This window comes from uncultured Ruegeria sp., from assembly GCF_947497005.1.
In the GTDB taxonomy this organism is placed as follows: Bacteria; Pseudomonadota; Alphaproteobacteria; order Rhodobacterales; family Rhodobacteraceae; genus Ruegeria.
This window is the reverse complement of record NZ_CANMFF010000001.1, coordinates 25,916-40,750: the sequence shown is the minus strand read 5'-3', so window position 1 is coordinate 40,750 and position 14,835 is coordinate 25,916. Positions and strand designations below refer to the sequence as shown.

Annotated in this window: 12 protein-coding genes; 10 read left to right on the top strand and 2 right to left on the bottom strand. The window is 57.4% G+C overall.

Features of this window, described 5'->3' with window-relative positions; genetic code table 11:
* The first annotated feature begins 11 nt into the window (after nt 1-11).
* The 8 genes from gltS to glmM all read left to right on the top strand — a co-directional run bounded on the left by gltS (nt 12) and on the right by glmM (nt 11,737).
* Nucleotides 12-1,223, top strand: coding sequence for a sodium/glutamate symporter (gene gltS, locus Q0816_RS00195; RefSeq protein ID WP_298846076.1), 1,212 nt, complete (start codon nt 12-14; stop codon nt 1,221-1,223).
* 9 nt (nt 1,224-1,232) lie between these two features.
* Nucleotides 1,233-3,437 carry a glycine--tRNA ligase subunit beta gene (glyS, locus tag Q0816_RS00190; RefSeq protein WP_298846073.1) on the top strand — a complete coding sequence of 735 codons (2,205 nt, stop codon included), beginning with the start codon at nt 1,233-1,235 and terminating at the stop codon, nt 3,435-3,437.
* Nucleotides 3,438-3,526: 89 nt separating this feature from the next.
* Nucleotides 3,527-6,067 (top strand): putative PEP-binding protein, encoded by a 2,541-nt coding sequence (locus Q0816_RS00185; RefSeq protein WP_298846070.1) that lies wholly within the window; start codon nt 3,527-3,529, stop codon nt 6,065-6,067.
* A 154-nt stretch (nt 6,068-6,221) separates the two neighbouring features.
* A complete protein-coding gene (locus Q0816_RS00180) occupies nt 6,222-6,896 on the top strand; it encodes a cell wall hydrolase (RefSeq protein WP_298846067.1) in 675 nt (224 codons plus the stop codon).
* Nucleotides 6,897-6,969: 73 nt separating this feature from the next.
* On the top strand, nt 6,970-8,343 hold the full coding sequence (locus Q0816_RS00175) for a multicopper oxidase family protein (RefSeq protein ID WP_298846064.1): 1,374 nt from the start codon (nt 6,970-6,972) through the stop codon (nt 8,341-8,343).
* A gap of 101 nt (nt 8,344-8,444) precedes the next feature.
* A complete protein-coding gene (locus tag Q0816_RS00170; protein ID WP_298846060.1) occupies nt 8,445-9,365 on the top strand; it encodes a dihydroneopterin aldolase in 921 nt (306 codons plus the stop codon).
* A complete protein-coding gene (gene folP / locus Q0816_RS00165) occupies nt 9,362-10,360 on the top strand; it encodes a dihydropteroate synthase (protein WP_298846056.1) in 999 nt (332 codons plus the stop codon). Before Q0816_RS00170 ends, folP begins: the two co-directional genes overlap by 4 nt.
* 33 nt (nt 10,361-10,393) lie before the next feature.
* Complete coding sequence (gene glmM, locus Q0816_RS00160) at nt 10,394-11,737, top strand: phosphoglucosamine mutase (protein ID WP_298846052.1); 1,344 nt, start codon at nt 10,394-10,396, stop codon at nt 11,735-11,737.
* On the opposite strand, the gene Q0816_RS00155 is transcribed toward glmM, so the two are convergent.
* Both Q0816_RS00155 and ilvC read right to left on the bottom strand, forming a co-directional pair.
* Nucleotides 11,734-12,636 (bottom strand): DMT family transporter, encoded by a 903-nt coding sequence (locus Q0816_RS00155; RefSeq protein WP_298846049.1) that lies wholly within the window; start codon nt 12,634-12,636, stop codon nt 11,734-11,736. The two genes, glmM and Q0816_RS00155, sit on opposite strands and share 4 nt — an antisense overlap.
* A gap of 134 nt (nt 12,637-12,770) precedes the next feature.
* The gene (gene ilvC, locus Q0816_RS00150) at nt 12,771-13,793 is read right to left on the bottom strand and encodes a ketol-acid reductoisomerase (protein ID WP_298846047.1); all 1,023 of its coding nucleotides are present in this window, start codon (nt 13,791-13,793) and stop codon (nt 12,771-12,773) included.
* Between the two features lie 131 nt (nt 13,794-13,924).
* Here ilvC and Q0816_RS00145 point away from each other — a divergent pair, with 131 nt between their 5' ends.
* Nucleotides 13,925-14,380 carry an Lrp/AsnC family transcriptional regulator gene (locus Q0816_RS00145; protein WP_298846044.1) on the top strand — a complete coding sequence of 152 codons (456 nt, stop codon included), beginning with the start codon at nt 13,925-13,927 and terminating at the stop codon, nt 14,378-14,380.
* A complete protein-coding gene (locus Q0816_RS00140) occupies nt 14,377-14,835 on the top strand; it encodes an Lrp/AsnC family transcriptional regulator (RefSeq protein WP_298846041.1) in 459 nt (152 codons plus the stop codon). Before Q0816_RS00145 ends, Q0816_RS00140 begins: the two co-directional genes overlap by 4 nt.

Here is a 14,835-nt window from a genome sequence, read left to right as displayed (position 1 = left end):
AGGAGCATCAAGTGGGCCATGTCATTGAAATCCCGGATTTCCTGACGGCCACGCTGGGCTTTGCGGTCTATCTGATCGGAGCCGAGATCAACGCCCGGGTCGCGGCCCTTCGCAACTTCAATATCCCCGAGCCGGTGACGGGCGGATTGCTGGCTTCGCTGCTTGTTTTGCTGCTGTATCTGTTATTCGACGTTGAACTATCTTTTGGTCTGGCGGCCCGAGATTTTCTGCTGGTTCTGTTCTTCGCCGGTATAGGTTTGAATGCCCGGCTTTCCGACCTCATCGCGGGGGGCAAGCCATTATTTTTGCTCTTGATTTTGACACTGGTGACGATTGTCTTTCAAAACGTGATCGGTGCGGCCGGGGCGGCGATGTTTGGTTATCCGGCACAAGCTGGTGTGCTGTTCGGATCGGCGTCGCTAATTGGCGGGCATGGTACGGCCATTGCCTGGGCTCCGGATGTGGCGGAAGCAACCGGACTTGACGGCGCGACAGAACTGGGTGTGGCCGTCGCCACATTGGGGCTGGTTCTTGCCGCGCTTGTTGGTGGACCAATTGCGCGCCTTTTGGTGGAAGGGCGCGGCCTGACCCCCAGTCGTCCGGAAGAAGAACACAGCGTCGGATTGCCGGACGAAGATGATGGGCATATGGCCCGCATCGATCATCTGACCATCATGCGCGTTTTGCTTTATCTGAACCTGGCCATCATCTCGGGATACATTCTGAGTGAGGCCATATCAGCGGCGGGGTTGAAACTGCCACTGTTCGTACCCTGCCTGATTATGGGCATTGTGATCGCAAATCTGCGTGACGCGGTTTTTCCCGGAGCTCCGAAAGTCTCGCGCACACCGTCGCTGGCTCTGATCTCGGAATTTGCACTGGGCGCGTTTTTAGCGATGTCACTCATGAGCCTGCAGCTCTGGACCATAGCTGAGCTGGGGTTGGCGATCGCCGTGATCATGACCGCACAGACCCTCTTTGCGGTGCTGTTTGTTCTGTGGGTACTGTTTCCGGTCATGGGGTCGAACTACCGCGCTGCTGTGCTGGCTGCCGGATTTGGCGGCTTTGCCTTGGGGGCGACACCCACCGCGATTGCAAATATGACAGCCGTGACCAAGCGATATGGCCCTTCGCCTATTGCCTTTATCGTGCTGCCCCTTGTATCCGCCTTCTTTGTGGATATCGCCAATGCCATCGTCATTCAGACGATCGTCAATTTCTAAGGACCGACAATGCCCGACCTGCTGATCGAACTGTTTTCCGAAGAGATCCCTGCACGGATGCAAGCCCGTGCCGGTGAGGATCTGAAAAAGCGGATTACCGATGGTCTGGTCGAGGCCGGTTTGACCTATGCAAGCGCTGCCGCCCTGACCACGCCCCGCCGTCTGACGCTGGCGATCGAGGGTCTGCTGGCTGAAAGCCCCACGGTCCGAGAAGAGCGTAAAGGGCCAAAGGTTGGTGCGCCGGATAAGGCGATTGAAGGATTCCTGCGGGGCGCAAGTCTGACCCGCGATCAATTGGAGCAGCGTGAGACACCCAAAGGCGCGGTTTATTTCGCCACCATTGAAAAAGCGGGCCGCCCCGCTGCCGAAATCATAGCTGAAGTGCTGGACGCCACCATTCGCAATTTCCCATGGCCGAAATCCATGCGCTGGGGCAGTGGAATCATGCGTTGGGTGCGTCCGCTGCATTCAATCCTCTGCATCCTGACGGATGAAACCGGCGCACAAGTGGTGCCAATGGAAGTCGGCGGCATCTCCTCTGGCGACACGACCGCTGGCCACCGTTTCATGGCCCCCAACAGGTTTTCGGTTACATCGTTCGAGGATTATGCAGCCAAGCTGAAACGCGCTTTCGTGGTGCTGTCGCCCGATGAACGTTCCGAGCATATCTGGAACGACGCTGAGAACATGGCCTTTGCAGCCGGTTTGGAAGTGGTCGACGACAAGGGCCTGTTGGCCGAGGTCGCCGGTCTGGTTGAATGGCCTGTTGTTCTGATGGGCCAGATTGACGAAGAATTCCTCAGCTTGCCGCCTGAGGTTCTCCAGACCTCGATGAAGGAGCATCAGAAGTTTTTCTCGGTCCGTAATCCCAAAACGGGCCGGATTGAACGGTTCATCACGGTTGCCAACCGTGAAACCGCCGATAACGGCGCGACCATTCTGGCAGGCAATCAAAAGGTTTTGTCAGCGCGTCTGGCGGATGCAAAGTTCTTCTGGGAGAACGATCTGCGTATCGTCAAATCCGATGGGTTTGAACCGTGGGTCAATAAGCTGGATGCGGTCACTTTCCACGCGCAACTGGGTTCGCAGGGGGAAAGGGTAAACCGTATTGCAGCGCTGGCGCACGAGCTGGCACCGGCAGTTTCAGCCGATCCGGCATTGGCAATGTTGGCTGCGCAGGGCTGTAAGGCGGATCTGTCGTCAGAGATGGTGTATGAATTCCCGGAACTTCAGGGGCTTATGGGGCGCTATTATGCCAATGCGGCTGATCTGCCTGCTGAGGTAGGCCAAGCCAGTGAACAGCATTATTCGCCTCTGGGTCCGTCCGATGACGTGCCAACCGCGCCGGTTTCGGTAGCCGTGGCGCTGGCTGACAAGCTGGACACGCTAACCGGGTTCTGGGCGATCGACGAAAAGCCAACCGGTTCAAAGGACCCGTATGCGCTGCGACGCGCCGCGCTTGGTGTCATCCGATTGATCCTGACCAATGATCTTCGGTTGCCTCTTAACCAAACATTCGCGACAGCGCTGGGTTCACTGTTGAAACTGCCGGAATGGCAAGCTGCTGTGTTGGAGGCCAAGACAAAGGAGGCGCAGGCTACGGGTGAGGTTGCCGAAGCTGCTGCGAAACGCGTGCATGATCTGGCTCATCAGGTTGAAGCGGCCAATGCGATCATCTCTTCGGCCCCAGCTCACCTGCTTTCGTTCTTCCATGACCGCCTCAAGGTGTTCCTGCGTGATGAAGGTATCCGCCACGACATCATCGACGCGTGCATCGCAATGGAGGGCAATGACGATCTCAACCTGCTGGTCAAACGCGCCCGTGCTCTGAACACGGTGATTGCGACCGAAAACGGCGAGAACCTCGTGCAGGGCTTTAAACGTGCCAACAACATTCTGACTCAGGCCGAAGACAAGGACGGCGTTGAGTACTCTTATGGTGCAGATGTGAAATTTGCCGAGACGGACAGCGAAAAGGCATTGTTCTCGGCATTGGATGCTGCGCAGGCTCAGATCAATCCGGCTTTGAAATCAGAAAACTTCCCGGCAGCCGTGGCCGCGATGGCCGAGCTGCGCGGACCGGTGGATGCGTTTTTCGAGGATGTACAGGTCAACACCGACAACGACATTCTCCGCCGCAATCGCCTGAACCTTCTCAGCCAGATTCGGCAGGTCTGTTCCAGCGTGGCCGATCTTTCCCGGATCGAAGGATAAAACACCGGGCACGCGGCTTTGCGTGTCCACAACGCCCTTGCACGAAGGGCGCAAGCGCTTATGCTGCACTCAAATCAAAAGGTGCTGCAGTGCAGAATAATCCGCATACCACGCTCATTACATCCGACGCGCCTGTCACGGCTCATACGCATGGTGGGCGAGCCAAATGCCTGCAACGTCTGGTCCGCCTGGACTTGCCGGTGCCTCGGACTGTCGCATTGTCGTTTGACGCGGTCCATCAGATTGCGGAAGGCGAAGTTCCAAACCTTGCGGCGATCCTTGAGCAATTCGATCCCGCGTCCTTGCTCTGTGTTCGGCCCAGTTCCGAAGATCCCGATTGGGGTGGGCCCGGCGCAGTTCTGAACATCGGTATGAATGATGCACGTTATGTGGACCTGTCCGATACCATGGGGGCGGAGGCTGCTGCGGCGCTGTATCTAAGGTTCGTTCAAAGTCATGCGATCCACGTGGCACGTCTGGACGCAGATGTGTTCGACGACATTGATATGGATGGCAGCGAAGGGCTGCGCCATTCCCTGCGCGCTTATGAAGATGAAACCGATGAGGCCTTCCCGCAGGACCGGGGTGAGCAGCTGATCGGCGTTTTGCGCTCAATGGCCCGTGCATGGGATGGGACATCTGCACGCCTGTTGCGGCAGGCCAAGGGCGCCCCGGCTGATGCCGGTCTTGGGCTTGTCATTCAGGAGATGATCCCGGGTGTCGGGCAGGGGGAGTGCGGGTCCGGTGTACTGCAACTGGTCGATTCCGCGACTGGAATACCTCAGATCACAGGCCGTTACCTGAGCCAAAGTCAGGGCCGGGACGCGCTGGGCGAAGATGTGGCTGCCCTGTTTCTGGAAAAAGACCCGCGCGGCCCGTCGCTTGAAGAGGTGGCGCCAGATGCATTCGCCGAGGTCAAATCTCAGGCCGCGCTGATGCGCGAAAAACTGCGCGAAGAGATGCAGGTCGAGTTCGTTATTCAGAACGGGAAAGTGCATATTCTGGATGGTGTCCGGGTCCAGCGAACATCGCGCGCGGCGATGCGGATTGCCGTTCGTCTGGCCGAAGACGGGATCATTCCACCGCAAGAAGCAGTGATGAGGGTGGACCCTCACGCGTTGAACGAACTTCTGCACCGGCAGGTCCATCCAGAAGCACGCCGCGATGTTCTGACAACCGCAATCGGCGCAAGCCCGGGCGCGTCTACCGGCAAGATCGTGTTTACGTCAGCTGAGGCTCAGGCCAGTGCCGCGCGGGGCGAAGCCTGTGTCCTTGTCCGCCGCGAAACCTCACCCGAGGACGTGCGCGGGATGCATGCGGCTGTTGCCGTTCTGACTGAAAAAGGTGGAATGACCAGCCATGCGGCCGTGATCGGTCGTGGGCTTGGTTTGCCGTGTATCGTCGGCGCTTCTGAGATGCGTTTTCAGACGAAAAAGAAGATGTTGTCCGCACCGGATGGGCGCGTTTTCAAAACGGGTGACGTTCTGACGATCGATGGCAGCTCGGGGCAGGTTCTGGCTGGCCAGCCCGCTATGCTTGAGGCAGCTCTTGATGATTGCTTCCAGACGCTGATGGGCTGGGCCGACGCCGAGCGTGATATTGACATCCGTGCCAATGCCGACACCCCCGCTGATGCACAGACGGCCCGCAACTTCGAAGCGCAGGGGATCGGTTTGTGCCGGACCGAGCATATGTTCTTTGATCCCGGTCGTCTAATCGTGATGCGGGAAATGATTTTCGCGCAAACGTCTTCGGGCAGGGCAGCCGTGCTTGAGCGGCTGCTGCCGATGCAGCGCGAAGACTTTGTTCAGCTGTTCAGGATCATGGAAGGGAAACCTGTCTGCATCCGCCTGTTTGATCCGCCGTTGCACGAGTTCCTACCGACCACGCGCAGCGGTCAGCGTGAACTGGCCGAGGCGCTGGATTTGCCGGTTTCCGACGTTGAACGTAGGGTTGATGCAATGAGCGAATACAACCCGATGCTGGGTTTGCGTGGTGTTCGTCTGGGCGTCACGGTGCCCGAGATCTATGACATGCAAGCGCGCGCGATCTTTGAAGCCACGCTTGATGCCAGAGAAAATGGCGCCCCGGTTGTGCCCGAAGTGATGATCCCGCTGGTGTCTGCGAAACGAGAAGTTGAACTGGTCAAATCTCGCATCGATACCGTGGCTGCTGCGGTTGCGTCTGAACGGGGGCAGGAATTTGAATATCGGTTGGGCGTCATGGTCGAGACCCCGCGCGCTTGTTTGCGCGCAGAAGAGATTGCACCGCAGACCGCATTCATGAGTTTCGGGACAAATGACCTGACGCAAATGACTTATGGTCTGTCCCGTGACGATGCAGGCCGTTTCATGTCCGCATATGTGCGCCAGGGTGTCTTTGGAGAAGATCCGTTCCATGTTCTTGACCCGGACGGGGTGGGGGAACTGCTGAAGCTTGGAGCTGAGCGTGGTCGTGCCGCGAAACCCGATGTGACCCTGTCGGTTTGTGGTGAACACGGCGGAAACCCCGAATCAATCGCCATTTGTCGAGATCTGGGTTTTGACTATGTGTCATGCTCTCCGTTCCGGGTTCCGGTCGCTCGGCTGGCTGCCGCTCAACTGGCAATTTCGTCCAGACTTGGGGGTTGACAGAGCCGAAAAACCCAAGGATTAGTGGGTTATCAGGTCACTCGTAAGCGAAAAAATCATTCGCTACGGGCGGTTTTCCACTTGCATTTTCCGAGATACTGGACCTTTGCGTAGAACTGGGGTATCAGCCTCGTCGCGCCCGCCGGGGGAGGGTATGGCGCGTGAAGTGCCTGTGCGAGGTTATCTGATGCTACGTTATATTCTGGCTGTTGCCACATTGGCGGCAGCCGTGCTGCCGAGTGCGTCCTTTGCTGAGAGGGAAGCAACTGATACTGCAAAACAAGAACTTGTCGCCCGCAACGAATTGCCGGCGCAAAGCTTTCGTGACTACTTCAAATTGTTCCAGCCCCGAAAGGTGGCTAAACCTGTCGAAGTGTCTTATTCCAAGGACTGGCTTGACCAGCAACCCACTGCAACCGGTGACGAAAACTGGAAGTGCCTGGCCGAAGCGCTGTACTTTGAAGCGCGCGGTGAAAGTGTTCGCGGCCAATTCGCCGTGGCCGAGGTCATCCTGAACCGGGTCAAGAGCGGCCGTTTTCCGAATTCTCTGTGTGGCGTGATCCGTCAAGGCACTGGCAAGAAATATCAGTGCCAGTTTACGTACACATGCGATGGCCAAAAGGAAGTCATCCATGAGAAAAGGGCCTATGAGCGCGTGTCCAAGGTCGCTCGGGCGGCCATTGATGGTGTTGCCAAAGAGCTGACTGAAGGGGCGACGCACTACCACACGACAGCGGTTCGTCCGTCGTGGTCACGTGTCTATAAACAGACTGCGCGGATCGGTGTGCACATTTTTTACCGCCACAACTATCGGACGGCGAGCAACTGATTGACGCACCTGCGCTGGAAGCTTGATGGCGCAGAGCGAATTGCAGTTTATATTGCGGGCCAGGAGGCCCGCAATGAATTTCAACAGGCGACAAATTCTGCAAACTGCTGCGGCTGTTTCGCTGCTGACGTTTCCTGCCCGAGCAAGTGTTCCGTTGCTCGAGGCGCGCGTGTCCAAGCAACTTGTCGCGCCTCAGGGGTTTCCGGAAACAACAGTCTGGAGCTATGGCGGTTCGATCCCCGGAACAGAGTTGCGGGTCAAGCAGGGCGAACGCGTTCAACGCAGGCTGTTGAACGAGCTTCCGCAACCAACTTCGATCCATTGGCACGGTATCCGAATAGACAACGTCATGGATGGGGTGCCCGGTTTGACCCAGGACGCGGTTGAGGCGGGCCAAACCTTCGATTACGACTTTGTTGTTCCGGACGCGGGCACCTATTGGTATCACGCGCACAACCGGTCAATGGAGCAGGTCGCACGCGGTCTCTACGGGCCGTTGATCGTTGAAGAGGCAGCAGCGCCAGATGTCGATCAGGACCTGGTACTGATGCTGGATGACTGGCGACTCGACCCTGAAACCGCTCAGATTACGGATGATTTCGACAATGGCCATGATCTGAGCCATGCAGGCCGCCTTGGGAACATCGTCACCGTAAACGGGGTGTTTGATCCGGTGTTTTCCGTTCGGCGTAACGAACGTTTGCGGCTTCGCCTGATTAACTCTTCCAATGCCCGGATTTACGATTTGGATTTGGATGGTCTTTCGGGGTGGATTGTTGCTTTGGACGGTATGCCGTTGGAGAACCCTCTGGAGCTGTCGGGAACCTTGCCGCTGGCGCCTGCACAGCGTGCCGATCTTCTTGTTGATGTCACAGGTGAAAAAGGTACGGCAAGCTTGGTCAGTGTCGAACGGGATGGTGCATTTGGCCTCGTTCGTTTCGAGATTGGCGGCACCGCCGCGAACACGTCCAGAGTGGACGCTGTAGCATTGCCGTCTAACCCTTTGCCAGAAATTGGGAAGTACCAATCAGTGCCGTTGCACCGAATGGTATTGCAGGGCGGGGCCATGCGGTGGTTGGAGAGTGCCAAGCTTGGAGGGGCTGAACTGACAGGGCGGGAATTGGCGCAGCTGGGTCGGTTCTGGGCGTTGAACGGTTATGCCGAACGTCCCTCTGACCCGTTTCTGGATGCCGAAAAAGGAAGCCTTCACCGGATTGAGTTTGTGAACGAATCCGCCTTCCCGCATGCGATGCACTTGCACGGGCACCATTTCCGCTTGATCCTGAGTGACGGCTCACTTGGCCCCTGGCGAGATACCGTTTTGGTCGAGCGCGGTGAAACCCGACAGATCGCGTTGGTTGCTGATAATCCGGGCGACTGGTTGCTGCATTGCCATATGTTGGGACATGCCGCAGCCGGCATGATGAGCTGGTTTCGGGTTTCCTAACGCCGCAATCGGCGGTTGGAATGGCGTTTGTTAAGATGCTATAGGCCCACGGACTGCCTATAATGGGCAAATATCCCAATGAGCCCAAAAAGGCCTGACCCATGAGTTCTGAAATCCGCCTGGCATTTGCGCACCCGTCCGAACGGTCCGAGGCGACGTCCCCCCGAGGGCCGCTGGATCGCATTTCGCTTCGCGATCATACTGTCGAAGTTGAAATAGGTGCGTTCCAGGCTGAGCGGGGAACGACACAGCGGATTTGTTTCAATATCGTGGTTGAAGTCCGGCCTTTGACTGATCCGATTGACGACGATGTGGATCGCATCCTGTCTTATGACCGGGTGACAGAATCCATCGCCTATGAACTGGCGGCTGAACGTCTGAACCTTCTTGAGACGTTGGCAGCGCGTGTGGCTGAACGTATTTTGCTTGAACCTCAGGCCGTAAGGGTTTTTGTTCGCATTGAAAAACTGGATCGCGGCCCGGGCGCCTTGGGCGTTGAGATCGTGCGTGGAAAAGACTCCGTCCATCATGACGTAATTGAAGAAGAGCGCCCGCACCCCCGATTGGTATTCCTGTCGAACGAAGCCATTGCTTCGGATAATCTGACCGGGTGGATCGACCAGTTGGAAAACCGCCAGCGCCCACTGATCCTGTGTGTCGGTGCGTCGGAACTGACCGCGCCGCAAACTGGCCACGCGATGACGCAGCGCCGGATTAATCTGCTGGCAATCGAACAGAACGCGTGGGTTCTGGCGGCGCGGGATCATCGCTGTGTGGTGGTCTCAACCCGAACCGAGCTGGACTGGGCGATGAAGAATGGTCAGATCTGCGTCTGGGCCCCGTCCAAGATTGTTTTGGATGCTGTTGATGGCCCATCGGCAGCACCGTCAGACGCCGTCGCATTGGCCGCATGGTTTGCGGCAACCTTTGAAGCGAGCGAAATAATGGTGATCGGCGGCGCTTTGCCGAAAGAGCCCAAGACGCCCTTGCGCGCTGTTGCAGTGGATCAGGCTAATCTGTGAGCACCTATTACAGACCGCTGGTTCAGCATGGCCCAACGCGCCCTGCCGGCGCGTTTCCGTTGGCGGGGCAATCCCTGTGGTTCACCCATGTCGAAGTGTTTCGGCATAACGCTGCGCCAGAAGTCGCGGTCGCTTCGGACGTTCCCAAAGCGATGTTGGACCGTTTGACCAGCACACGACCTGCGGTTTCTGGTCTGGATATGAACACCCCCCATATCATGGGCATTCTCAATGCGACGCCGGACAGTTTCTCTGACGGTGGGGTTCACAATTCTGTCGCAGCCGCTCGCGCTTCTGCGGCTGATATGGTGTCCCACGGGGCCACCATTCTGGATATCGGCGGAGAGTCGACGCGTCCGGGCGCTAAGTTCGTGCCAGAGAACGAAGAAATCGCTCGTACTTGCCCCTTGATTGATGCAATTCGGGAAGAAACCGGTGTTCTGATCTCTATCGACACCCGCAAAGCCAGCGTGGCCAAAGCCGCGTGCAAGGCCGGGGCGGGGTTGGTGAATGATGTCTCGGGCTTCACATTCGATCCCGAACTCGCGCCGTTTTGTGCCGCCCAGCGCGCGCCGGTTTGTGTTATGCACATGCAGGGCGATCCGGCAACGATGCAGGACAATCCCCAATACGGCAATGTTCTACTGGATGTTTACGACTTTCTCGAAACCCAGATTGCACTGCTGGAAGGTTTGGGCCTCAGCCGCGATCTGATCGTCGTGGATCCGGGGATCGGGTTCGGCAAGACTGAAGATCACAACCTGACATTGCTGCGCAATCTAAGCTTGTTTCACGGGTTGGGCTGCCCGATCCTGCTGGGCGTATCTCGTAAGGGGTTCATCGGATCAATCGGACAGGAATCTGACAAGACCGCCCGCGCGCCGGGATCAATTGCGGTGGCACTGGCAGGATTGTCTCAGGGCGTGCAGATCATTCGCGCTCATGACGTTGCCGAGACCTCTCAGGCCTTGCGCCTATGGGCTGCTGTCCGGTAATCCGGTCTCACGACAAATCACGGAGTGACACTTATGCGCAAGCTGTTCGGAACCGACGGAGTGCGGGGCACCGCCAATACGCATCCGATGACGGCGGAAATGGCCTTGCGCATCGGGGCTGCCGTCGGGCGGTATTTCCGACGTGACGCAACAGGCGTGCATCGGGTGGTGATCGGTAAGGACACACGCCTGTCTGGATATATGCTGGAAAACGCACTAACGGCGGGTTTGACATCGACGGGAATGAACGTACTGCTTCTGGGGCCTGTTCCTACCCCAGCAGTTGGTCTCATGACGCGGTCCATGCGCGCGGATTTGGGCGTCATGATCTCGGCCAGTCATAACCCTGCGGAAGACAATGGCATCAAGTTTTTCGGACCCGATGGCTATAAACTGTCCGATCAGGCCGAGATTGAGATCGAAAGGCTGATCGACGAAGGTGTTCGGCCTGCGCAGGCACAGAATATCGGTCGGGCGCGCCGGGTCGATGATGCGCGGTTTCGTTATGGCGAGCGGGTTAAATCGTCGTTGCCGCGTGACGTGAGTTTGGATGGTCTGAAAGTGGTCGTCGATTGTGCGAATGGCGCAGCCCACCGCACTGCGCCTGAGGTTTTGTGGGAATTGGGCGCCGATGTTGTTCCGGTGGGAATTGCGCCCAACGGGAAGAACATCAACCTCAATTGCGGATCAACAAAACCGCAACTGGCTGCTGAAACCGTCGTTGCGCATGGCGCGGATGTCGGCATTTGTCTGGATGGCGACGCGGACCGGGTGGTTGTGATCGACGAGTCAGGTCAGGTCGCTGATGGTGATCAGCTTATGGCGCTGTTGGCGACAGCATGGAAGAAATCTGGTCAGCTGAAAGGGGACGCGCTGGTAGCGACCGTTATGTCCAACCTTGGGCTAGAACGCCATCTGACAGCACAAGGACTGCGTCTGGAGCGAACGGCGGTCGGTGACCGATACGTTGTCGAGCGGATGCGTGAAGGCGGCTTCAACCTTGGCGGCGAACAATCCGGTCACATCGTCATGAGCGATTATGCAACCACTGGCGACGGGTTGATGGCGGGGCTGCATTTTCTGGCGGAAATGGTTCTGTCCGGTCGCAAGGCGTCTGATCTGTCCAAGCAGTTCGAAACCGTACCGCAGTTGTTGAAGAATGTCCGCTATTCAAGCGATCAAACTCCGTTGGAGGTTCAAAGTGTTCAGGCGGCCATCGCCGATGCCGAGGCACGGTTGAACGGGCAGGGCCGATTGTTGATCCGAAAATCCGGGACTGAGCCGCTGATCCGTGTCATGGCCGAATGCGAAGACGATGGGCTGTTGTGTCAGGTTGTTGACAGCATCGTGGCTGAAGTTGAAGCCGCTGCTGGTTAGTGCCCGAACAGCGTCTTGCGCAGGCTGAACCACTGGCTGATGGCCATGCCTGTCAGGATCAGGGCAAGGGCGATGTAAAAGCGCAGGGGCAGGGCCTCGGACAGTATCCACGCACCGAACACCATCGACCAGATCGGCACCTGGTAGTTCACCAACGTCAAAAAGACCGACCCGGCGCTGCGGGTGATGGACACGCGCAGCAGGGTTGCAAAGGCTGTAGGCAACAGACCCAAGACAATCAGGGCTAGGGTCGGGCGGGTGCCTTGCCACTTGGGCAAGCCTTCGGTCATCAGCATGATCGGCACCAACAAGGCTGCTCCCACGAGCAGGGTCAACGAAGCAAGCGCTAGCGGATCAACGGGTGGGCAGCGGCGGGTCAGTACAGACGAAGATGCGTAGCAGAAGGCCGCGGTGATGCAGGCCATCTGCGCCAATGGTTCCGTTCCCTGGCCAAGCTGCGCCAGACCGGGGCCGATCAACACCAAAGCGCCCGTGAAGCCCAGGCAAACACCCAGTAGGCGGCGGAGATTAAGTGGTTCGTCAGAAAAGAAATGCGCAAGCGGCAATACCATCAGTGGAACGGCAGCCATCGACAGCCCAGCAAATGCGGAGGGTACGAATTGTTGCCCCCAGCTGAGCAGCATGAAAGGTACTGCAGTGGACAGCACTCCGATCAGAACAATCGAAACTCCCAAGGCGGGTGTCAGAACAGGCATTTTGCGCCCGGTTATCCACATTAACATCAGAAGCGTCACGGCTCCCAAAGTGGTTCTTGAGGTAGCAACGGTGATTGGCCCATAGCCTTCAAGCGCCATGGTAACGACCATGAATGTCGCGCCCCAGATCAGGCCCAGCGTGAAGACGCCGCTCCAATCCTGTTTTGTCGGCTGTTGAACCATTGGTTTGTCCTGTCGGGCAGCGAGAGTTCGCGAAATAGACTAATCTGATCGAGTGTTTATGTGCTGCGCCACTTTTTTGTGCAAACGAAAAAGGGCGACCATGGCGGCCGCCCTTGTGCTGACAGACGTCAGGCTTAGTTCTTTTCTTTGTCGACCATTTTGCCGGCCGAAATCCACGGCATCATGCCGCGCAGTTTGGCGCCAGTTTCTTCGATCTGATGCTCGTCATTGGCACGACGCGACGCTTTGATTGTCGGCTGACCAACGGCGTTTTCCAGCATGAAGTCGCGAACGAATTTACCCTGCTGGATATCGTCCAAGACCGCTTTCATGCGCGCTTTGGTTTCGTCGTATTTCAGAATGCGCGGGCCGGTGACATACTGGCCGTACTCGGCCGTGTTCGAGATCGAGTAATCCATGTTGGCGATGCCGCCTTCGTAGATTAGGTCTACGATCAGCTTCACTTCGTGCAGGCATTCGAAATAGGCCATTTCAGGTGCATAGCCCGCTTCGACCAGAGTTTCGAATCCACAACGGATCAATTCAACCAGTCCGCCGCACAGAACAGCTTGTTCGCCGAACAGGTCGGTTTCGCACTCTTCACGGAAGTTGGTTTCGATGATGCCCGAACGACCGCCACCGATGGCCGAACAATAGGACAGGCCAATTTCCAGCGCTTTGCCGGTTGCGTCGTTGTGAACCGCGACCAGGCAGGGCACGCCGCCGCCCTTGGTGTATTCGCCACGTACGGTGTGGCCGGGGCCTTTGGGGGCCATCATGATAACGTCGACGCCTTCTTTCGGCTCGATCAGGCCGAAATGGACGTTCAGGCCGTGGGCAAACGCAATTGCCGAGCCCGGCTTGATGTTGTCATGGACGTATTTTTTGTAGGTCTCGGCCTGCAATTCGTCGGGCATGGTGAACATGATCAGGTCACACCATGCGGCGGCTTCCGCGATGCCCATGACTTCCAGACCCTCGGCTTCGGCTTTCTTGGCCGATGCGGAGCCTTCGCGCAGCGCGACGACTAGGTTTTTGGCGCCCGAGTCGCGCAGATTCAGCGCATGAGCGTGACCTTGCGAGCCATAGCCCAGGATAGCCACTTTTTTGTCTTTGATCAGGTTGATGTCGCAATCGCGATCGTAATAGACGCGCATTTCGCCGGTCCTTTCTGGTTAGATTGCGGCGGTTGTACCTGCCTGCCCATGCAATGGCGATAGGGTTAGGCTTGAGTATTCCGAAAAAAGATGAAGAATAATTCGCAATAACTGGATAGCACGAAAAAATCATGCTCGATGATGTTGATCGGCGCATTCTGCGTCATTTTCAGGCGGATCCATGCCTGACCACTGCGGAACTGGCCGATCTTTGTCGGATCAGCACGGGTGTCTGCTGGCGCAGGATAGAGAAGATGCAGGCCGCAGGGATCATCGAGGGGCAGGAGGCAGTGATAGATTGGACTGCCATGGGCTACGCAGTCGAAGTCTCGCTTCGCATCACACTGGATAAAACGCAGGCACGCGCCTTTGATGAATTCACGCAGGCGGCGCGTGACGTGGCAGAGGTGATCGAAATTCAGACCTTTCTGGGCCGTGTCGATGTGCGCCTTTCGGTCATTGCAAGGGATATGAAGCATTATCAGCAGCTTTATCGCGACCGGATTCTGACCTTGCCTCATATCGCTGATATTGAGGCCCTGATGCATATCGCGCGGGTCAAGCGGGACGAGGTTCTGCCGGTATGATTGAGCTGGATCAGATCGATCGCCGCCTTCTTCGCGCGCTACAACAGGACGCAACGCAAAGTGCCGGAGCATTGGGGCGTAGGTTCGGGTTGTCTCAACCCGCCACGTGGCGACGCATTCGTCGACTTGAAGAGGCCGGCGTTATCAAGGGCCGGCGACTGCGCCTGAATGCTGAAGCACTTGGGTTTGGTGTGACGGTCTTTCTGGGTATTAAACTCGGGCGCAAGGGCCAGATCAGCCTTGAAGACTTTGAGCGCGCGGTCAGCGCCATACCCGAAGTGCAGACCGTCGAGCATGTCTTGGGGTTGTACGATTATCGACTACGCGTCGTGGCGCGGGATTTGTCCGACTTCGAGCGTGTATTGCGACGTCGGATCATGACGCTCCCGGGCGCGGGCGACGTCGAGGCAAACGTCCTGCTGAGCGAAGAACGTCTTCCCGGACCAATCGGTTAA